Raw genomic sequence first — 20,643 nt, forward strand, 5'->3', positions numbered from 1 at the left:
TCATGGCCCAGCAGCCAGAAGTGAAGTACCGCAAGGATTACCAGGCCCCGGCCTTCCTGATCGACCGCGTCGACCTGGTGTTCGACATCGAGGACAACGCCACCCGCGTGCACTCGCGGCTGGTGATCACCCGCAACGGCCAGTCGCAGGCCGCCGACCTGGCATTGAGCGGCAGCGCCAAGCTGCTGAGCGTGACGCTGGACGGCGATCGGCTGGACGACAGCCGCTACGCGTTGGCCGACGACACGCTGACGGTGCGCGGCGTGCCGGACAGCTTCATCCTGGAGGTGGAGACCGAGCTCGATCCGGCCGCCAACACCAGCCTGATGGGCCTGTACGCGTCCGGCGGCAATCTGTTCACCCAGTGCGAGCCGGAAGGCTTCCGCAAGATCACCTACTATCTGGACCGTCCGGACGTGATGGCCAAGTTCACCACCACCATCAAGGCCGACAAGCAGAAGTACCCGGTGCTGCTGTCCAACGGCAACAAGGTGGGCGAGGGCATGGTGGACAAGAAGCGCCACTGGGTGAAATGGGTGGATCCGTACCGCAAGCCGGCGTATTTGTTCGCGCTGGTCGCCGGCAAGCTGGTGGCCTTGAAGGATAAGTTCACCACCATGCGTGGCCGCGAAGTGGCGCTGGAGATCTGGACCGAACCGGCCGACCAGGACAAGACCCAGCACGCGATGGACTCGGTCCGCCACTCGATGAAGTGGGACGAGGAGCGCTACGGCCTGGAGTACGACCTCGACATCTACATGATCGTCGCGGTCGGCGACTTCAATATGGGCGCGATGGAGAACAAGGGCCTCAACATCTTCAACACCAAGTATGTGCTGGCGCGCCAGGACACCGCCACCGATACCGATTTCGAAGGCATCGAGCGGGTGATCGGCCACGAGTACTTCCATAACTGGACCGGCAACCGCGTCACCTGCCGCGACTGGTTCCAGCTGAGCCTGAAGGAAGGCCTGACCGTCTACCGCGACCAGGAATTCGGCGCCGACATGAACAGCCGCGCGGTCAAGCGCATCGAGGACGTCAAGGGCCTGCGCGTGTCGCAGTTTCCGGAGGACGCTGGCCCGACCGCGCACCCGATCCGGCCGGACAGCTATATCGAGATGAACAACTTCTACACCATGACCGTGTACGAGAAGGGCGCGGAAGTGGTGCGGATGTACGAAACCCTGCTGGGCCGCGACGGCTTCCGCAAGGGCATGGACCTGTACTTCAAGCGCCACGACGGCCAGGCGGTCACCTGCGACGATTTCCGCGCCGCGATGGCCGACGCCAACGACGCGGATCTGGAACAGTTTGCGTTGTGGTACAGCCAGGCCGGCACGCCGCGCCTGGCGGTGTCGTCCAGCTACAATCCGGCCGAGCGCAGCTACACCTTGACGGTGAAGCAAAGCTGCCCGGCCACGCCGGGCCAGGAGCGCAAGCTGCCGTTCCACATCCCGCTGGCGCTGGGCCTGGTGGGCGCAGACGGCAAGGACCTGCCGCTGCGCCTGAAGGGCGAGGCCGAGGCGGCCGGCGCTTCGCGCGTGCTGGACGTCAAGGCCGCCGAGCAGAGCTTCACCTTCGTCGACATTCCGGCCGAGCCGGTGCCGTCGCTGCTGCGCGGCTTCTCGGCCCCGGTCAAGCTGGAATACGACTGGCGCGACGACCAGCTGGTGTTCCTGATGGCCAACGACAGCGACAGCTTCTGCCGCTGGGAGGCGGGCCAGACCTTCGCCGAGCGCCTGTTCAAGCAACTGATCGCCGACGCCGCCGCCGGCCGCGAATTGAAGCTGTCGGAAACCTTCGTCGCCGCCTTCCGCGCGGTGCTGAAAGACCATGCTGCCGATCCGGCCTTCAAGGCGCTGATGCTGACGCTGCCGAGCGAGGCCGAAATCCTGGAAATGGTGGATGTCGCCGATCCGGCGGTCATCCATCAAGTGCGCGATTTCGTGCTGGACCAGCTGGCGCAAGCGCTGCGCGGCGAATGGCGCGAGGCTTACGAGCTCAACCTCACCCGCGACTACAAGCCGCAGGACGCCGGCAAGCGCAGCCTGAAAAACCGCGCCTTGTGGATGCTGAACCGGCTGGACGACGCCTGGCCGGCGGAGATGGCGGCCAAGCAGTGTCTGGACGCGGACAATATGACCGACCAGATGGGCGCGCTGCTGGCGCTGCGCGACCGCGACGGCGAGGAGCGCGACGCGTGCTTCACCGCTTTCGCCGCGCGCTGGAACGATGACGCGCTGGTGATGGACAAGTTCTTCAGCCTGATCGGCGGCAGCCAGCTGCAGGGCACCTTGCAGCATGTCGAAGCGGCATTGGCGCATCCAGCCTTCAGCATGAAGAACCCCAACAAGGTGCGGTCCTTGTTGGGCGCTTTCGGCGGCAATATGGCAGTGTTCCACGCCGCGGACGGCAGCGGCTATCGCTTCCTGGCCGACCGCATCCTGGAGCTGGACCCGATCAATCCGCAGGGCGCCAGCGGCCTGACCCGCGCCTTCCGCCGGCTGAAGAAGCTGGAGCCGGGCCGCCAGGCGCTGATGCTTGAGCAATTGCGCAGGATGGAGAAGGCCGAATTGTCGAAGGACGTGTACGAGATCGTATCCAAGATCTTGGCTTGATCGCGCCGGGTGTTCCAGCGCGCATAGGGCAGAATGCCTCTCTGGGCCTTCCGTCCGGCGCGAGCTGGAGCGTCAGCCGCGCCATGAAAAACGCACCGGTCGCCCGGTGCGTTTTTTCATGGCGGCAAGCGCGCTTATTCGATGCGCAGCCGCTGGCCGCCGCCGCCGTTGCGGCGCTTGGGCAGCGTCAGGTTCAGCACGCCGTTTTCGTAGCGGGCCGCCGCGGCTTCGCGGTCGATTTCCTGCGGCAGCTGGAAGCTGCGCGACACCAGGCCGTAGTAGCGCTCGCTGCGCAGCGCGCGCTCGTCCTGGCCTTGCTGGTCGAACTGCTTGACTTCGGCCCGGATCGTCACCAGCGCGCCGTCGATCTCGACATGGATGTCCTCCTTGCCGACGCCGGGGAGTTCGGCCTCCACCTGGTAAGCCTCGCCGGTTTCCCTGACGTCCATCTTGATCTGCGCCGGCGGCGCGTCGCCATGCAGCGGCTTGATGAAGAAACCCGGGGTGAAGTCGCGGAAAAACTCGTCAAACAGGCTATGGCGGGCAGGCAGCATGCTCATTTGCTTCTCCTTTCGGTTCAGTGGCTTACGGCGGTTTGCCGTCCTGGAGGCAAAGATGAGGCGCATGGCCGCGGTTTCAAGAGGGGCGACGCGTTCAGGTTTGACGCGGGTCAACTCAGCCGCGCAGCCACAGGCCGGCGAAGTCGGTCCAGCCGTTGCCGCCCAGCTGCAGGCCGGCCAGTTGCGGGCTGGCGTCGTGGCCCAGCGTCTCGTGCGACAGCGGCAGCAGCCAGCCTTCGGCCACCAGCCAGTCGCCGGCGCGGCGGTAGCCGTCCTCGCGCGCGGCGAACGCCGCTTCGCCTTGCAGGCCGCGCATGTCGCCGGCCAAGCGGCTTGAGGCGGCGGGGGACAGGCCAAGCTGCAGCGTGCTGCAGCCGCTCAGCCATTCGAACATGCCGTAGTCGCGGTCGTCGTGCAGCAGCTCGCTGCACAAGATCAGGTCGGCCTGTTCGAGCCAGGCGGCGGAGTTGAAGAAGTCGCGGCGCGTCAGGCAGCGGATGTCGAGCTTGATCTCCAGCGCAGACAGCCGTTCCGCCAGCGCCGCCGCCAACGGCGGGAAGCAAGGCAGATCGTAATGAAACAGCGTCAGCTTGCCGCGGCTCAACCGGGGCGGCGCGGCAGCGGCCGGGCGTGGATGGATCCAGCCTGGCTGCAAGCCCAGCGCCGGCGCGCGCTCCTCGCTGGCGGCGACCGGGTGCGGCGCGGCGAGGAAACTCATCAGCGGCAGGCGTTGGCCGTCGGGGATGCTCGCGCCGCCGGGACGCAGCAAAAGATAGGTGCAGGCCGATTGCAGCATGGTGGCGCCGCGCTGGTTGCCGTATTCCAGCCGCAGATGGAAATCCTGCTCGTCCGGCGATGGGATGATCCACAGCTCGATCGCGTCCAGCAGCGCGCGCTCGCGGTAGTGCTGCTCGTAAGCGGCCAGCTTCAGCCGCTGCGGGCTGTGCAGCTCGACACGGAACGGGCCGCTGCCCACCGGCAGGCGCGCGAAGTCGGCGTCGCGCCGCAGCGGCACGATGGACGCGTTGGCGGCGGCCAGCCGCTGCGGCCATAGTTGGTCGGGTTCCGCCAGCTGGCAACTGAACGACAGCGCGTCGTGGACATCCACTTGCAGCAGATGGGCGTACAGCGCCTGGCAGGGATTGTCCGCTTGCTTGAGCCTGAGCAGGCTTGCGGCGGCGGTGTCCGCATCCAGCGCGGAGCCGTCGTGGAAGCGCAGGCCAGGGCGCAGCCAGAAGCGCCAGCGCCGGCCTGCCGCGCCGCTTTCCCAGCTGTGGGCCAGCGCCGGCCGCAATTCCCGGCCCTGCTTGTCGTGGCGGCACAGGCGGTCGAAGATCTGCCGCACCAGGTGCGCTTCCAGCCGGGAGTTGACCTGCTGCGGGTCCAGCGTCAACGGCGCGTGCGGGATGGGGATGCGCAGGCTGCGGCCGCTGTCGCTGGCGCCCAGGTGGGCGGGCAGGGCGGACAGCAGTTGCTGCTGCCGCGCCGGCTCCAACTGGGAGAAGGCTTGCTCCAGCTGGCCGCGCGCCAGCAGCCGCTGCAGGCGCTGCCATTCCAGTTCGTCGGGCCGCCGCAGCAGCCTGAGGGTGGAGCGCTTGCCGCGGCCACGGCCGGGCTGCCACGCCAGCCAGCCCAGCTCGCGCATCCTGGCCAGTTGCAGCCGCGCATTGCGCTCGCCGCATTGCCACAGTTCGGCCAATTGCGGCAGGCCGGGCTGCGCCGGCGCGTCGCCATAGGCCAGGTAGAGCCGCTGGTACTGTTGTTGCAGCCTCATGCTTGTTCCTGGTGATGGGAAGATAAAGCGGAAGTATTTATTATGGATTTCATCCATTTTTATATTCCGCTTTTTTGGCAATACTGCGCAGGTTCCCATCATTTGACAAGGTACCGCCGTGCCGCCGCATGCTCCCGTTGTTCGCCGCGTCTTGCTGTCGTCTTTTTTATTGTCTTTGTCGCGCGCGGTCATCATGCCGTTGCTGGTGCTGACTTTGGCGCGCCAGCTTGGTTTGTCCTTGCAGGCCACTGGCGGCTTGCTGGGAGCGGTGTTGCTGGCTTCGGCGCTGTTCGGGCTATACGGCGGCTACTGGCTGGACCGGCTGCCGCGCGGCCCGGCCTTGCGCGCGGCGGCGGTGCTGATGGCGCTGGGCAGCGTGCTGCTGCCGTACGGCCGGGGCTACACGCTGGTTGTGGCGGCGCTGGCGGCCGGCGAATTGGCGATGACCCTGTACGGCATCGCGGTGAAGGCGATATTGAGCGATCTGGTGGCGGCGCCGCAGCGCGCCAGGGCGTTTTCGCTGCGCTACACGCTGGCCAATGTGGCGTGGGCGGTGGGGCCTCTGTTATGCAGCGGCATGCTTATGTGGCGGGAGCTGGCGCCGTTCTGGCTGGGAGGCGCGCTGGCGCTGGCCGGATTGCTGGTTCAGCCCAGGCTGCCAGCCGCGGCCAGGGATGCGTCCGAGTTGCCCGACGGTTTTGCCGCAACCGTGCGCACGCTGGCCGGCGATCGGGTGCTGGTGTGGTTTACTTTGAGCAGCTTGCTGGCCTACGTGGTGTATGGGCGCTTCTCCAGCTATCTGCCGCTATATCTGCTGACGCGGATGGGCGAGGCCGAGGCGATGCGCTGGATGTCGGCGCTGATCAGCTGCAACGCGGTCGTGGTGGTGCTGCTGCAATATCCGCTGGGACGCTGGCTGCAACCCAAGCGGCTGGTGCACGCGGTGGTGGGGGGCTTTCTGCTGATAGGCGCCGGCATGCTGTGGCTGGGCGGCGTGGACAGCTTGCCTTGGATGTGCGCGGCCATCGCGCTGTTCACGCTGGGCGAGGTGGTGCTGGTGCCGGCCGAGTATCTGTACATCGACGCCATCGCGCCGGAAGCCTTGAAGGGCAGCTATTACGGCGCGCAGAATCTGGCCTCGCTGGGCGGCGCGCTTGGGCCGGCGCTGGCGGGCGCGTTGCTGGCGCATGGGCCGGCCTGGACGCTGTTCGCCTCGCTGGCGCTGTTGTGCGGGCTGGGCGCGGGACTGGCCGTCTTCAGCGAACGGTTGCGCTTGCGGCGGCAGGATGCGGGTGCGGCTTTTCCTTTGCCGGGTTCTTTGTCATGATCAAGCGTTTGCTTGAATCGCTGCGCAGACAGCGGCGGCATCACCTTGCGAGGACAAAATGGAGAAACTGCAGCAAGACCTGTTTGTGCCGGTGGGAGACGGCGAGCGGCTGTATCTGAAGCGCATCTGCGGCCGCGAAGGCGGCGCGCCGGTGCTGATGGTGCACGGCGTGATGGCCAATGGCCGCACCTTTTATACTGAATCCGGCAAGGGGCTGGCCCATTTCCTGGCCGATGCCGGCTACGACATCTATGTGGCCGACCTGCGCGGCCGCGGGCGCAGCACGCCCAAGATCGGCCCGGACAGCCGCCACGGCCAGACCGAAACCATTTGCGAGGACCTGCCGGCGCTGCACGATTTCGTCCGCAGGAAAAGCGGCGGCCAGCAGGTGCATTGGATCGCCCACTCCTGGGGCGGCGTGCACATGACGAGCTGCCTGGTGCGCTTCCCCGACATTGCCGCCCAGGTGGCGAGCGCGGTGTATTTCGGCTCCAAGCGCAGCGTGCGGGTGCGCAACCTGAACAAGCTGATCGAGGTAGACTTCATGTGGAGTACCGCCGTGCGTTGGCTGATCAAGGCCTGCGGCTACCTGCCGGCGCGGCGCATCCGGTTGGGGGCCGACGACGAGAGCGACAAGAGCCATCTGCAGAGCAAGCTGTGGGCCGAGCCCAAGCCGTGGGTGGATAGCGACGACGGCTTCGATTACGCCGCCGCCGCGCGCGCCGGCCATCTGCCGCCGGTCCTGTATTTTGCCGCCGCCAACGATCCCTGCCGCGGCCATCCGGAAGACGTGCGCCGCTTCCGCGACGAATCCGGCCCGCATCTGTCGCGGCTGCACCTGTTGGGGCGGCGCGCCGGCCATCTGCACGATTACAACCACGTGTCGCTGCTGACCCACCCGGACGCGCCGCGCGACCATTTCCCGCTGGCGCTCGACTGGCTGGCGGGCCGCTATGACGCGGTGGCGGAGAATTATTGAGCCTGATCGGGCGGGATGGCCCAGATCGTCGTCGGTCTGGATCTCCCGCCATTCGCCCGGTGTTTGGCTTCGGGCACATGGTTTGTGAAGCGGCGCGAGCAGGCGCCTGATAATCCTTTGTCCCCGCAGCGCTCTGCGGCAGATGGATGTCCCCATTTTGAAGCCGGCTATGATATGGCTAGGCTTCTGCCTATTTTTCCTTTCGATTTTTCGCGCAACAGGCTGGCTAATATCATCCTGTGTCGCCTGTCAATCTTGATCGGCGTCAAATCCTGCCCTTTGGAAATATGTTCGGTTTTGTATTTGCCGAATGTGTAGATGAGATGGGCATTGTCATTCAATGAATGGCATGGGTCTGAAAGCGCGGTTTTATTCAAAAATGAGACATGCAGAATAAGTAAGCCCTGTCGTGGCAATGTTCTATTGATTCCGAGTTTTCGGTTTGATTTTATTTGTTGAGAAACCGCATTGACAGTCCAGGGCGGCTCCTCGATAAAATCGCTATTGTGATTGCGTTGCTTCCGGCGCTCCGCTAAGCCAGCCCTGATCAAGTTTGTGATTTTATCCATCGTATTTTTAAATCAGCGCGGTAATGGTTAAAGCGTCGCATGGATAAAGCAATGGCAACTATCGATGGCGAAGCGATATGCATGCGGCGACGCTGCGGGTTGAATTCAAACTGAACAGGTAATGATCATGACGAGCAGTTTTAATGCCGTATTGGCCCGGAATACGGAAAAAGCGCCCATGGGAGTTGGGCCGTATTCCCAAACGGTCGCTTTCTCACATTACAATAATCTGTCGGCGCAATTGCCGGTGGATCCGATGACCGGGAAGCTGGTGGCTGGCGGCGCGAAAGAACAGGCTGAACAGTGCTTCAGGAATATCAAGGCGATTATCGAAAGCATCGGCCATGTAATGGATGATGCGGTCAGAATCACCATTTTTCTGAAGGATATCTCGGATATGCATAGCGTAAGCGATGTCTATTCGACTTTCTTCCAGAATTATGTCCCCACTCTGACGGTAGCCGCGGTTGCCGCCTTGCCTCTGGATGCCTTGGTGCAAGTCGAAGCGTTGCTTTCCAATGGCGAGGGCACCATTCCCAATGCGCCGCAGGCTGGCGATCTGGTCAAAATCGCCAGCAATACGAACCAGGCGCCGACCAGCGCGCTGTCTACTCAATCGGTGGCCTTTTCCCATTACAACAATATCTCGGCGCAATTGCCGATTGATCCCCAATCCGGAAAGCTGGTGGCCGGCGGCGCCAGGGAGCAGGCTGCCCAGTGCTTGCAAAACATCAGGGCGATTCTGGAAAGCATCGCCGTTCCGTTTGACGACATCGTCAAAATCAATATCTTCCTTAAGAACCTGTCGGATATCGAGCAGGTCAACGCGGCTTACCGCGCGTTTTTCCCGGATTCGGCTATCGCCCGGGCGGTGGCTTATGTGCCGGCTCGCACCGTGGTCGAAGTCGCCGCGCTGCCGATGGACGCCCTGGTTCAGATTGAGGCGGTTGTGTCGCATGGCGACGGCACGCCGCCGCAAGCGGTTGAAGATCGGCACGGCATTGTGATCAAGGCGCATAACACCGAAAAAGCTCCCCGATGCGCGCTTGCCACGCAAACGGTGGCTTTCTCTCATTACAACCATCTTTCCGCTCAGCTGCCTTTGAACGCAGAGACGAATGAAATGGTGGTCGGGGATGTGAGAGAGCAGGCCAGACAGTGTCTGAAAAACATCAAAGCCATCGTGGAAAGCGTGGGCCACGCGATGAGCGATGTGGTGAAGGTCAATATTTTCCTGACGAACATCGCCGAGATCGATGCGGTCGACGAGGTATACGCGGCATTCTTCCCGGGCGGCGTTCCCGCGCGGAGGACCGTGGGCGTTTCGGCTTTGCCGCGCGGCGCGATGATTCAAATCGACGCGGTGGTAGCCAATGCCGAGGGCACGCCGCCGCAAGCCTAAAGCGTCGCCATGCGAGAAAGGGAGCCGTGATTGGGCTCCCTTTTCCTATGGCGCTATCCGCGTTGCCGAATGCCCCGTCCGCCATTTCGTCATCGCGCCAGCTGGGCTGAGAGGGCGCCGCAGGCGCCATGGCGATCCGGAAGAGCGGAAAGGATTGATATCCGGCATTGGCCAGCGGGGGCGGCCTGTGGTAGAAAGCGTCTGCCCATTTTTTCAGCAAGACCGACATGACTGCGCTGCAATTCGAACTCGAAGCCGTACTCGACACCCTGGCAGATCAGGGCTGGATCGTCATTCCCCATGCCTTGTCGGCCGAACTGGTCGCCAATCTGCGCGACGCCTGCCTGCAGGTGTGGGACGAGGGACGCTTCCACGAAGCCGCCACCGGCCGCGCCGGCGGCCAGGCGCGCCGCGCCGAGATCCGCTCCGACTCGGTGCTGTGGCTGGACCAGGTGGCCGAGCTGCCGGCGGTGCTGGCCTACAACGCCGCGATGGATGAGATCATGCTGGCGGTGAACCGCGGCCTGTATCTGGGCCTGGTCGAGTTGGAGTCTCACTTCGCCGTCTATCCGGAAGGCGCGTTCTACAAAAAGCATCTGGACCGTTTCCGCGACGACGACGCCCGCGCGCTGACCACGGTGTTTTACCTGAATGAAAACTGGCCGGCCGATGGCGGCGGCCAGATCCGCCTGTACCTGGACGACGCCTGCGAGCGGTTCATCGATGTGGAGCCGGAAGCCGGCACCCTGGTGCTGTTCCTGGCCGACCGTTTCTGGCACGAGGTGCTGCCGGCCAAGCAACAGCGTTTGTCGGTCACCGGCTGGTATCGCCGCCAGGGCGGCAGTTTGCCCTGGTGAGGATTATGGCAAGCCTTGATGTTGGATTGCGCCTCTTAAATTGCATGTTTGATAGAGCTCGGTCGTAGCGGCAGGTCATCGACTTGGATTTTCCTGCTTTAGGCAGATCCATTTTCGCGCGACCATATTCCCCTTCAGCGCACGCCGGCAAGAAAGCGTCTGGCCGGGTTTTAAGCCGCCGACTTGTTCGACGCCGCGCGACGTTAGCGCGTACTGCTGAGCGAATCAAAGATTCGCACGCATGTAGTGTCGGCGGCTCCTGGCCAGACGCTTTTTTGTCGGGGTTTCGTGGGCTGCAGGGGCGGCCTGGGATCGCCTCTGCGTGCGAATCTTTGACTCGCTCAGCGACAGGGCTGGCTGCACAGCCCCTGGCCCGTTTGCCGGGCGGAACCGGCACTTAAAATACTGTCCGCGCAGCGGACACATACGAGCTGTGCTAGCGCTCAGTCTTTGACTAGGCAGGCCTGTCTCGCCAACAGCGCCGCCCAGCGCGGATCTGTTGCGCTGCCATCCTTCAGCGCCACTCCGGTGGGCTGGCGCAGCGCGGCGTTTATCAGCCAGGCCAGCTTGAAGGCCGCCAGCGGGTAGGGAAGGCCGTCCGGCCGCACATTGGACACGCAGTTGCGCTCGGCGTCACTGCGGCCGGCGCGCGGCGCGGCGGTCAGATAGAGGCCCAGGCTGTCAGGCGAACTCAGGCCGGGGCGTTCGCCTATCAGCATCGCCGTCATCTTCGCCTGCATGATCTCCCCGGCCTCGTCGCCCAGCGCCACCCGCGCCTCGCGCGCGATCAGCAGCGGGCCGACGTTCAGGCCCAGCTCCCGCACCCGCGGCAGCAGCTCGCGCAGCAGCGGAACCGCGTGTTGGGCGGGCGCGCGCGAGGATAGGCCGTCGGCGATGAGAATCAGCAGGTCGCAGCCTTTGTCCTGCTCCGCCAGCAGCTGTTCGCGGCTGGCGTTGTCCAGCCTGCGGCCCAAGTCCGGCCGCTGCAGGTATTCGGCGCGGCTGCTTGCCGCGCTGTGGATTTCGACAACGCGATGGCCGTCGGCCGCCAGTTCGCCGGCCAAGGCCGACACATCCAGCGGCGTGTGTACCGCGTCGCGCGCCTGGGCGTGGGCCAGGGCGAAGCGCAAGGTTTCGCGGCAGGGCAGGCTGTTGCCGGCTCGGCCTAGGGCGATGCGGGCGGCGGTCAGCCGAGACAGCTCGCCCCAGCCGTCCTCGGTGATCGGGTTCTTGTCCTTCATGCCACGCTCTCCATCAAGGCCAGCAGCCGCTGCCGTTTGTCCTGCGGCAGCAGCTTGCCGCCGCGGGTGATTTCCATCGTCTCCAGCCAGTCTTCGAATTCCGGCGCGCGCTTCAGGCCCAGGACATTGCGCAGGTAGAGCGCGTCGTGGAAAGAGGTGCTCTGGTAGCCCAGCATGATGTCGTCGGCGCCGGGCACGCCGATGATGAAATGCACGCCGGCCGCGCCCAGCAGCGTCAACAGCGCGTCCATATCGTCTTGGTCGGCCTCGGCATGGTTGGTGTAGCAGATGTCGCAGCCCATCGGCAGGCCCAGCAGCTTGCCGCAGAAGTGGTCTTCCAGGCCGGCGCGGATGATCTGCTTGCCGTTATAGAGATACTCCGGGCCGATGAAGCCGACCACGGTGTTGACCAGCAGCGGCGAGTAGCGGCGCGCCACCGCGTAGGCGCGCGCCTCGCAGGTCTGCTGGTCCACGCCCCAGTGGGCGTTGGCGGACAAGGCGCTGCCCTGGCCGGTTTCGAAATACATCACGTTGCCGCCCACCGTGCCGCGCTTCAGCTCCCGCGCCGCCTGATGCGCCTCGTCCAGCACGGCCAGGCTGACGCCGAAACCGGCATTGGCTTTCTCGCTGCCGGCGATGGACTGGAACACCAGATCCACCGGCGCGCCTTGGCGGATCAGCTCCAGCGTGCTGGTGACGTGGGTGAGCACGCAGCTCTGCGTCGGGATCGCGTAGCGCTGCCGCACTTCGTCCAGCAGGGTCAGCAGGGTACGGATGTCGTCCGGGCTGTCGCCGGCCGGGTTGATGCCCACCACCGCGTCGCCGGCGCCGTAAAGCAGACCGTCCAGCGTGGCGGCGGCGATGGCGCGCGCGTCGTCGGCCGGATGGTTGGGCTGCAGCCGCACCCCCATGCGGCCGGGCAGTCCCTGGGTATTGCGGAAGGCGGTGACGACGCGGCATTTCTTCGCCGCCTGCACCAGATCCTGGTTGCGCATCAGCTTGGACACCGCCGCCGCCATTTCCGGCGTCAGCCCCGGCGCCAGCGCCGCCAGCGTTTCCGCGGTGGCGGCGTCGGACAGCAGCCAGTCGCGCAGGCCGCCCACGGTCAGATGCGATACGGCGGCGAAGGCGGCCGGGTCGTGGCTGTCCAGGATCAGCCGGGTGACCTCGTCTTCCTCGTACGGGATCAGCGCCTCGTTGAGAAAGACGGTCAGCGGCAGGTCGGCCAGACACATCTGCGCCGCCACCCGCTCCTCGGCGCTGGCGGCGGCGACGCCGGCCAGCTGGTCGCCGGAGCGGAAGGGGCTGGCGCGCGCCAGCAGGGTTTTCAGGTCGTCGAAACGGTAACGGCGCGGTCCTACGGTGATGGCGTGGCTCATGTCGGCGCTCGGGCGGATTGGGGCGCGGGGGCGGCGTCGGCCGTCCCCTCCAGCATGGCGTCGCCGCCGGCCGCGTCGCGCTGCTTGCGCGTCAGCAGGAAATAGGCGAAGCCCAGCAGCAGCGTAACAGCAAAAATCGCCGCCAGCAGCAGGTTGTAGCGCACCATCGCCAGCAGGCACACCGTGGCGCAGGCCAGCGCAAGCGCCGGCAGCCAGGGATAGGCGGGCGCGGAGAACGGCCGGAACAGCGCCGGTTCGCGGCCGCGCAGCCGGAACAGCGCCAGCATGGAAACGATGTACATGACGATGGCGCCGAACACCGACAGCGTGACGATGTTGGCGGTCAGCGGCTGGCCGGCGATCTGCACCAGGTCGTCGCTGAAAATGGCGGCGATGCCGACGGCGCCGCCGGCCAGGATCGCGCGATGCGGCGTTTTGAAGCGCGGATGCACCGCCGCCAGCCAGGCGGGCAGGTAGCCGGCGCGCGCCAGCGCGAAGATCTGCCGCGAATAGCCCATGATGATGCCATGGAACGAGGCCACCAGACCGAACAGGCCCAGCCAGACCAGCATGTGCAGCCAGCTGCTGTGCTCACCGACGATCAGCTTCATCGCCTGCGGCAGCGGGTCGTTGATGTTGGCCAGCAGGCTCCAGTCGCCGGAGCCGCCGGCCATCACCATCACGCCGAAAGCCAGCGCCACCAGGGTGAGGATGCCGGCGATGTAGGCGCGCGGTATGGTGCGGGCCGGGTCCTTGGCCTCTTCGGCCGCCATCGCCGCGCCTTCTATCGCCAGGAAAAACCAGATGGCGAACGGGATGGCGGCGAACATGCCGCCGACCGCGCCCCAATGAAACCCGTCCTGTCTGGCCCAGCCGTGGCGGGTGAAGTTGGCCCAGTCGAAGCCGGGCGCCACCACGCCCATGAACACCAGCAGTTCGAAGATGGCCAGCAGCGTGACGCACAGCTCGAAGGCGGCGGCGATGCCGACGCCGGCGATGTTGAGCGCCATGAAGGCCAGGTAGGCGCCGCAGGCGGTCCACTTGGCTTGCAATCCGGGGAACTGCACGTTCAGATAGGCGCCGATCGCCAGCGCGATGGCGGGCGGCGCGAACACGAATTCGCACAGCGTGGCGAAGCCGGCGATGAAGCCGCCCAGCGGACCGAAGGCGCGGCGCGCATAGGCGAAGGGGCCGCCGGCATGCGGGATGGCGGTGGTCAGTTCGGTGAAGCTGAAGATGAAGGCGGTGTACATCAGGGCCACGAACAGCGAGGTGCAGAGAAATCCCAGCGTGCCGGCCTGGGCCCAGCCATAGCTCCAGCCGAAGTATTCGCCGGAGATCACCAGCCCCACCGCGATCCCCCATAGTTGCCAGCCGCCCAGCTTGCGGGCCAATGCTTGTGTCGATGCGCTCATGGCTTTATCCCGTTGATTGTCTTGCTTGCGCTCAGAAAGTGCGGCTATGCCGTCTGATTTAAGTATGCAAAAAGAATGCCAGCCTTGCCGGCTGTTTTGCCGGGCGCGTCGCGGGGCGGGCCTGATTCCGGCGCGGGGCAGCCGGAGGCGTGCACCGCGATGGGCCGTGCTAGAATCGATCGCAATACGCAATGACGCAGGGGAAATGCAGATGTCTGGCAATAGCATGGGGCGCTTGTTCACGGTAACTTCCTTCGGCGAAAGCCACGGGCCAGCCATAGGCTGCGTGGTGGACGGCTGCCCGCCGGGCCTGGCGCTGACCGAGGCCGACATCCAGCTGGAGCTGGACCGGCGCAAGCCCGGCACCAGCCGCCACGTCACGCAGCGGCGCGAGCCGGACGCGGTGGAAATCCTGTCCGGCGTCTACGAGGGCAAGACCACCGGCACGCCGATCGCGCTGTTGATCCGCAATACCGACCAGCGCAGCAAAGACTACGGCAATATCGCCGACACCTTCCGCCCCGGCCATGCCGACTACTGCTACTGGCATAAATACGGGGTGCGCGATCCGCGTGGCGGTGGCCGCTCGTCGGCGCGCGAGACGGCGGTGCGCGTCGCCGCCGGCGCTATCGCCAAGAAATGGCTGAGCGAGAAATACGGCATCGTCATTCGCGGCCACATGACCCAGATCGGCGAGGTGGCCATCCCGTTCAAGGGGTGGGAACATGTCGGCGGCAACCCCTTCTTCAGCGCCGATCCGGACATCGTGCCGCGGCTGGAGGATTACATGGACAGCGTGCGCAAGAGCCTGGACTCCATCGGCGCGCGCTTGCGCGTGGTGGCGGACAATGTGCCGGTGGGCTGGGGCGAGCCGGTGTTCGACCGCCTGGACGCCGACATCGCCTACGCGATGATGAGCATCAACGCGGTCAAGGGCGTGGAGATCGGCGCCGGCTTCGGCTGCGTGGCGCAGCGCGGCAGCGAGCACGGCGACGAGTTGACGCCGCAGGGCTTCGCCAGCAACCACGCCGGCGGCGTGCTGGGCGGCATCTCCACCGGCCAGCAGATCGACGTCTCCATCGCCATCAAACCCACGTCGTCCATCGCCCAGCCGCGCCGCTCGATCAACAAGCAAGGCGAGGCGGTGACGATGGAAACCCACGGCCGCCACGACCCTTGCGTCGGCATCCGCGCCACGCCGATCGCCGAGGCGATGCTGGCCTTGGTGCTGATCGACCACGCGCTGCGCCACCGCGCGCAGTGCGGCGATGTGCGGGTGGAAACGCCCAGAATTGCCGGGCGCATCGGCTAGTATTGATATACCGGCCGGAAGTCGACCAGGCCGCTCCCGATAGGATGGCACCATGCTGAAAAGTCTGATTGATGGCTTGGCCGGACGCCTGAAGAAAACGACGACAGAGGAAGAGACGCCGGCCGCGGCGGCCAAGCCGGACAGAACCCTGCTGGATCCGCCGCCGCCCGACGACGAGCCGGTGGATCTGCCGCCTACCCTGGGCTTTGTCTCCCACCAGCCGGTGATGGACAAGCAGCAGCGGGTGGTCGCCTACGACTTTTTCGTCCGGCAGGGCAAGCGCAATGTCGAGGCCGGCAAGCAGCAGGAGTTCGACCGGCTGCTGCTGGCCACCTTGCAGAATATGGACATCTTCCGGCTGCTGGCCTACCGCCGCGCCTTCGTGCACATCTCGATGACCTCGCTGGACGAACCGCTGCTGCGCGACATGCCCGCCGGCAGCGTGATTTTCGTGCTGGAAGCGGGGCCGGGCATGATAGTCAACGAATACATGCTCAATCAGCTGGACCAGCTGCAGAAGCTGGGCCTGCGCTTCGCGGTGGAGCCGGCGGCTTACGAGCAGGGCGCGCTGAGCGCCGCCTTGCAGGCCGACTTGTTCGGCCGGGTCGACTTCATGGTGCTGGACTTCGCCGGCCCGTCCACCCGGGTGCTGGCGCCCATTCTGGACCAATTGCCGAAGCGCTATCCGGGCGCGCGCTGGATGGCGCGCAATGTCGGCACCGCCGAAGATCTGGATGTCTGCCTGCGCGCGCCGGGGCATAACCGCTTCGCGCTGTTCCACGGCCCCTTCGTCACCACCGCCCACGCGCTGGAAGGCGGCAAGGTGGACACCAGCCAGACCCGCGTGCTGCAGATCATGCGGCTGCTGCGCGCCAATGCCGACCCCAAGGAAGTGGAGGCGCAGTTCAAGCTGGATTCGGTGCTGCTGTTCAAGCTGCTGCGCTTCATCAATTCGCCGATCCACGGCCTGGCGCGCAAGGTGCAGACCATAGAGGAAACCCTGCTGCTGCTGGGCCGGGAAACCATGTTCAAGTGGCTGTCGATGCTATTGTTCACTTCGCGCAAGGAGGACGGCACCGCGGTTTCCCTGCTGGAAAAGTCGCTGATCCGCGCGCGTTTCCTGGAAAAACTGGGCAGTTACCGCGGCAACAAGCTGGAATCGGAACACCTGTTCCTCACCGGCATGTTTTCACTGCTGGACGTGCTGCTCAATGTTCCCTTCCCCGATGTGCTCGACCCGCTGGAGCTGCCGTTGACGGTGCGCGAGGCGGTGGTCGAGCAAAAGGGCATCTTCGCTCCCTATCTCGCGCTGGCATTGGCTTGCGAGCATGGCGACAACGTCCAGATCGAGGCCCTGGCCAGGGTGCTGGATTTCGACCTCGACCTCGCCAACCAGTACTACCTGGACTCGGTGGTGTGGGCGCAGGTGGTGCTGCGCGACAGCGAGGTCCACAACAACGTCGAAGCCGTTTGACGCTTGTCCCGCTTGGCTCGGCCCCGGCGCGCCGGCTCCGATGTGTTACCATCGGGCGCTATGCCGAATGGCCTCTCCCGCCAGCGGTCTGCCGGCTGATTATCCCTTTTGCTGACATGAATGCGGACAGGCATGCCCTGGCCGGCGGAGCGCCGCCGGCTTCGCAGCTGAAAACGGACTGAACAGATCATTATGAGCGCAACCATTCTCGTCACCGGCGCCGCCGGTTATATCGGATCCCACACCTGCGTCGAGCTGCTGGCGGCCGGCTTCGACATCGTCGCGGTGGACAATTTCTGCAATAGCAAATTCGAGGCGATCCGCCGGGTGCAGGAGCTGGCCGGCCGCGAGCTGGCATTCCACGAAGCCGATGTGCGCGACCAAGCCGCCCTCGACGCCATCTTCTCCCGCCACCGGATCGACGCAGTGATCCACTTCGCCGCGCTGAAGGCGGTCGGGGAGTCGGTCGCGCAGCCGCTGCGCTATTACGAGAACAATGTGGTGGGCACGCTGACGCTGCTGGAGGCGATGCGGCGCGCCCAGGTGCGCCAGATCGTGTTCAGCTCGTCGGCCACCGTGTACGGCGATCCCGCCTCCGTCCCTATCCGCGAGGATTTCCCGATCGGCGCGATCACCAATCCTTATGGCCGCAGCAAGCGCATGATGGAAGAGATTCTCGAAGATCTTGCCCGCGCGGAGGCCGGTTGGAAGATAGGCCTGCTGCGCTATTTCAACCCGGTGGGCGCGCACGCCAGCGGCCGGATAGGCGAAGACCCCAATGGCGTTCCCAACAACCTGATGCCCTATATCAGCCAGGTGGCGGTGGGCAAGCTGCCGCGCTTGAGCGTGTTCGGCGGCGATTATCCGACGCCCGACGGCACCGGGGTGCGCGACTACATCCACGTGGTGGATCTGGCCATCGCCCATGTCAAGGCGGTGCAGGCGCTGCCGGGCGTGGACGGCGTGCTGACGGTGAACATCGGCACCGGACAGGGCTATTCGGTGCTGGACATCATCAAGGCTTTCGGCCGCGTCAGCGGACGGGAGATTCCTTACCAGGTGGCGCCGCGCCGCGCCGGCGACATCGCCTGCTGCTACGCCGACCCGGGCAAGGCCGCGCAGGCGCTGGGCTGGCAGGCCGAACGCACGCTGGACGACATGTGCCGCGACAGCTGGCGTTGGCAGCAGGCCAATCCGCGCGGCTACGAGTCCTGAACGCCGCCATATCGCATGCCAAGGGGCGGGTCCGTTTGGATCCCGCCCTTTTTTCTTTGCCGCCGGCGTCTTCCCGCTGAATTCGGCGGACGCTTAAATCATGCTCTCCGGCCTGACCCAGGCGTCGAATTGCTCGGCGCTGACATGGCCCAGCGCCAGCGCCGCCTGCCGCAGCGTGCCGCCATGCTGATGCGCGTGCTTGGCGATGGCGGCGGCCTTGTCGTAGCCGATGTGCGGGTTGAGCGCGGTGACCAGCATCAGCGACTGCTCCAGCAATTGGGCGATGCGGTCGCGATTAGGCTGCATGCCCTGCACGCAATGCTCGGCCAGGCTGGCCATGCCGTCGCTCAACAGGCGCAGGCTTTGCAGGAAATTGTGCGCGATCAGCGGCTTGTACACGTTCAATTCGAAATTGCCGGAGGCGGCGCCGATGGCGATGGCGGCGTCGTTGCCCAGCACCTGGCAACACAGCATGGTCACCGCCTCGCACTGGGTGGGATTGACCTTGCCGGGCATGATGGAGCTGCCCGGCTCGTTTTCCGGCAGAGTCAGCTCGCCCAGCCCGCAGCGCGGGCCGGAGGCCAGCCAGCGGATGTCGTTGGCTATCTTCATCAGCGCGGCCGCCAGGGTCTTCAGCGCGCCGTGGGCGGCCAGCAAGGGTTCGTGGCCGGCCAGCGCGGCGAACTTGTTGGCGGCGGACGCGAAGGGCAGGCCGGTTTGCTGCGACAGCACTTCCGCGACCCGGGTGCCGAAATGCGGATGAGTGTTGAGGCCGGTGCCGACCGCGGTGCCGCCCGCCGCCAGCTGGCACAAGGCCGGCAGGCTGGCTTGCAGCGCCTGTTCCGCCAGCTGCAGCTGCGCCGCCCAGCCTGAGATTTCCTGCCCGAGCGTCAGCGGCGTGGCGTCCTGCAAATGGGTGCGGCCTATCTTGACGATGCCGCCGAATTCGCGCGATTTGGCTTCCAGCATCTGGCGCAGCGCAGCCAGGCTGGGCAGCAGCCGTTCGCTCAGCCCCAGCGCGGCGGCCACGTGCATGGCGGTGGGGAAGATGTCGTTCGACGACTGGCCGCGGTTGACTTCGTCGTTGGGGTGCACCAGCCGGCGCACGCCGCGCTCGCCGCCCAAAAGCTCGGATGCGCGGTTGGCCAGCACCTCGTTCATGTTCATATTGCTCTGGGTGCCGGAGCCGGTCTGCCAGACCGATAACGGAAATTGTCCGTCGTGGCGCCCCGCCAGCACCTCGTCGGCGGCGGTGACGATGGCCTGGGCCTTGGCGCCGTCCAGCAGGCCCAGCTCCAGGTTGGCAAGCGCGGCGGCGCGCTTCACCCGCGCCAGCGCCAAGATCAGTTCTGGCGGCATCTTTTCGCTGGAGATGGCGAAGTGCGCCAGCGAGCGTTGGGTTTGCGCGCCCCACAGGGCGTGGCCGGCCACGTCTATCGGGCCGAAGCTGTCGGTTTCCACGCGTTGCGATTTGCTCATGCGGCTCTCTCCGGGTTGTTTGGCATTCCAAATGCATTTGCCCGTTCATCCTAGCATGCCCGCTCCGGGCGCGGCGCCAGGTCCCCACTGGCGGCGGGCCTGGATTTGATCGGCGGCGTTTTCCTGCGTTACGCTTGCCGGCTTTATCGTGTTGGCGGCGCAGGCAAGCGCCGGTTTTGAATTTCAGGCGGAATGAAATGGCTGAGGGTATCCAGATATGGGCGGCGCCTACCGAGCGTTGCGATGACGCTGCGCTGCGGCAGGCGTACATCGCGCTGTTGTCGGATGAAGAGGCGGCGCGCTGGCGCGCTTTCGCGTTCGATCGCGACAGGCATGTCTACCTGGTGGCGCGCGCGCTGGCGCGAACAGTGCTGGGAGAGGCGCTGGGTATGAGTCCGGCCAGCATCGAGTTTCAGCAAGGCCCGTATGGCAAGCCCAGCCTGCGCGGCGCGGCGGCGGGGGTTGGCCTGCGTTTCAACCTGTCGCACACCAAGGGCATGGTCGCGCTGGCGCTGGCGCGGGACCGGGAGCTGGGGGTGGATGTGGAGGGCGTCGAGCGGCGGGCGGCGCTGGATGTCGCCTGGGAAAATTTCTCGCGCGACGAGGCGCGCGAGCTGTCGGCGCGGCAGGGGCAGGCGCAGGCCGACCGCTTCTGGACGCTGTGGACGCTGAAGGAGGCGTATCTGAAGGCGCTGGGTTGCGGATTAAGCGCGCCGCTGGACTGCATTTCTTTCGTCGACGACGATCAGGGCGGGCTGCGGTATGCGCGGCGGGGTTCGGGCCATGCCGATGATGGGCGCTGGCATTTCTGGCACGGGGTGCTGGCGGGAACGCATGCCGTATCGCTTTGCGCCGGCGCGCGGGAAGGCGAGGAGGTGCCTGAACTGATTCTGCGCGAGACGGTTCCGCTGCTGGCCGCGCGCGAAGTGCCGTTCCTGCCGGCGTTGGGGCCGATCCGGGAAGAGGGGACCGCGTCATCCTGAACGAGTGCGATAGGCAACAAAAAAGCCCTTGATTCCTCAAGGGCTTGTTTGCGTTG

The 20,643-nt window shown here is 65.5% G+C and carries 16 protein-coding genes; 9 read left to right on the plus strand and 7 right to left on the minus strand.

Annotation, left to right across the window (positions count from 1 at the left end):
* The first annotated feature begins 2 nt into the window (after positions 1 to 2).
* The gene (gene pepN / locus MY55_RS18390; RefSeq protein ID WP_043575677.1) at positions 3 to 2,621 is read left to right on the plus strand and encodes an aminopeptidase N; all 2,619 of its coding nucleotides are present in this window, start codon (positions 3 to 5) and stop codon (positions 2,619 to 2,621) included.
* Positions 2,622 to 2,755: 134 nt separating this feature from the next.
* On the opposite strand, the gene MY55_RS18395 is transcribed toward pepN, so the two are convergent.
* Positions 2,756 to 3,181 (minus strand): Hsp20/alpha crystallin family protein, encoded by a 426-nt coding sequence (locus MY55_RS18395; protein ID WP_047248948.1) that lies wholly within the window; start codon positions 3,179 to 3,181, stop codon positions 2,756 to 2,758.
* 115 nt (positions 3,182 to 3,296) lie between these two features.
* Positions 3,297 to 4,955 (minus strand): SgrR family transcriptional regulator, encoded by a 1,659-nt coding sequence (locus tag MY55_RS18400; protein WP_047237286.1) that lies wholly within the window; start codon positions 4,953 to 4,955, stop codon positions 3,297 to 3,299.
* A gap of 118 nt (positions 4,956 to 5,073) precedes the next feature.
* Here MY55_RS18400 and MY55_RS18405 point away from each other — a divergent pair, with 118 nt between their 5' ends.
* Positions 5,074 to 6,282 carry an MFS transporter gene (locus MY55_RS18405; RefSeq protein WP_167595310.1) on the plus strand — a complete coding sequence of 403 codons (1,209 nt, stop codon included), beginning with the start codon at positions 5,074 to 5,076 and terminating at the stop codon, positions 6,280 to 6,282.
* Between the two features lie 58 nt (positions 6,283 to 6,340).
* Positions 6,341 to 7,261, plus strand: a complete 921-nt coding sequence (locus MY55_RS18410; protein WP_065202858.1) for an alpha/beta fold hydrolase — start codon at positions 6,341 to 6,343, stop codon at positions 7,259 to 7,261.
* A gap of 167 nt (positions 7,262 to 7,428) precedes the next feature.
* Here MY55_RS18410 and MY55_RS23830 read toward each other — a convergent pair whose 3' ends face one another.
* The gene (locus MY55_RS23830; RefSeq protein ID WP_146008451.1) at positions 7,429 to 7,830 is read right to left on the minus strand and encodes a hypothetical protein; all 402 of its coding nucleotides are present in this window, start codon (positions 7,828 to 7,830) and stop codon (positions 7,429 to 7,431) included.
* A 127-nt stretch (positions 7,831 to 7,957) separates the two neighbouring features.
* On the opposite strand from MY55_RS23830, the gene MY55_RS18415 reads away from it, so the two are divergent.
* A complete protein-coding gene (locus MY55_RS18415; protein ID WP_047237291.1) occupies positions 7,958 to 9,232 on the plus strand; it encodes a RidA family protein in 1,275 nt (424 codons plus the stop codon).
* A 227-nt stretch (positions 9,233 to 9,459) separates the two neighbouring features.
* Positions 9,460 to 10,089, plus strand: coding sequence for a 2OG-Fe(II) oxygenase (locus tag MY55_RS18420; RefSeq protein ID WP_047243806.1), 630 nt, complete (start codon positions 9,460 to 9,462; stop codon positions 10,087 to 10,089).
* A gap of 443 nt (positions 10,090 to 10,532) precedes the next feature.
* Here MY55_RS18420 and eutC read toward each other — a convergent pair whose 3' ends face one another.
* Genes eutC through eat form a run of 3 tightly spaced genes read right to left on the minus strand, consistent with a single transcriptional unit; the run spans position 10,533 to position 14,124 of the window.
* Entirely contained in the window at positions 10,533 to 11,330 is a 798-nt protein-coding gene (eutC, locus tag MY55_RS18425) for an ethanolamine ammonia-lyase subunit EutC (RefSeq protein ID WP_065202859.1), read from the minus strand.
* Positions 11,327 to 12,709 carry an ethanolamine ammonia-lyase subunit EutB gene (locus MY55_RS18430; RefSeq protein WP_047257963.1) on the minus strand — a complete coding sequence of 461 codons (1,383 nt, stop codon included), beginning with the start codon at positions 12,707 to 12,709 and terminating at the stop codon, positions 11,327 to 11,329. The genes eutC and MY55_RS18430 overlap by 4 nt, the downstream gene beginning before the upstream one ends.
* Positions 12,706 to 14,124 carry an ethanolamine permease gene (eat, locus tag MY55_RS18435; RefSeq protein WP_065202860.1) on the minus strand — a complete coding sequence of 473 codons (1,419 nt, stop codon included), beginning with the start codon at positions 14,122 to 14,124 and terminating at the stop codon, positions 12,706 to 12,708. The genes MY55_RS18430 and eat overlap by 4 nt, the downstream gene beginning before the upstream one ends.
* 211 nt (positions 14,125 to 14,335) lie before the next feature.
* On the opposite strand from eat, the gene aroC reads away from it, so the two are divergent.
* From aroC to galE, 3 genes are all read left to right on the plus strand, one after another.
* A complete protein-coding gene (gene aroC / locus MY55_RS18440) occupies positions 14,336 to 15,436 on the plus strand; it encodes a chorismate synthase (RefSeq protein ID WP_043575663.1) in 1,101 nt (366 codons plus the stop codon).
* Between the two features lie 52 nt (positions 15,437 to 15,488).
* Positions 15,489 to 16,910, plus strand: a complete 1,422-nt coding sequence (locus MY55_RS18445) for an EAL and HDOD domain-containing protein (RefSeq protein WP_047237289.1) — start codon at positions 15,489 to 15,491, stop codon at positions 16,908 to 16,910.
* A gap of 192 nt (positions 16,911 to 17,102) precedes the next feature.
* Positions 17,103 to 18,125: a UDP-glucose 4-epimerase GalE gene (gene galE / locus MY55_RS18450; protein WP_043575659.1), complete on the plus strand. Its 1,023-nt coding sequence runs from the start codon at positions 17,103 to 17,105 to the stop codon at positions 18,123 to 18,125.
* A gap of 93 nt (positions 18,126 to 18,218) precedes the next feature.
* Here galE and fumC read toward each other — a convergent pair whose 3' ends face one another.
* Positions 18,219 to 19,604 (minus strand): class II fumarate hydratase, encoded by a 1,386-nt coding sequence (fumC, locus tag MY55_RS18455; RefSeq protein WP_065202861.1) that lies wholly within the window; start codon positions 19,602 to 19,604, stop codon positions 18,219 to 18,221.
* Between the two features lie 197 nt (positions 19,605 to 19,801).
* Here fumC and MY55_RS18460 point away from each other — a divergent pair, with 197 nt between their 5' ends.
* Positions 19,802 to 20,587: a 4'-phosphopantetheinyl transferase family protein gene (locus tag MY55_RS18460; protein WP_065202862.1), complete on the plus strand. Its 786-nt coding sequence runs from the start codon at positions 19,802 to 19,804 to the stop codon at positions 20,585 to 20,587.
* The last annotated feature ends 56 nt before the right edge of the window (positions 20,588 to 20,643 follow it).

It is taken from the genome of Chromobacterium subtsugae, from assembly GCF_001676875.1.
GTDB classification, from domain to species: Bacteria; Pseudomonadota; Gammaproteobacteria; order Burkholderiales; family Chromobacteriaceae; genus Chromobacterium; species Chromobacterium subtsugae.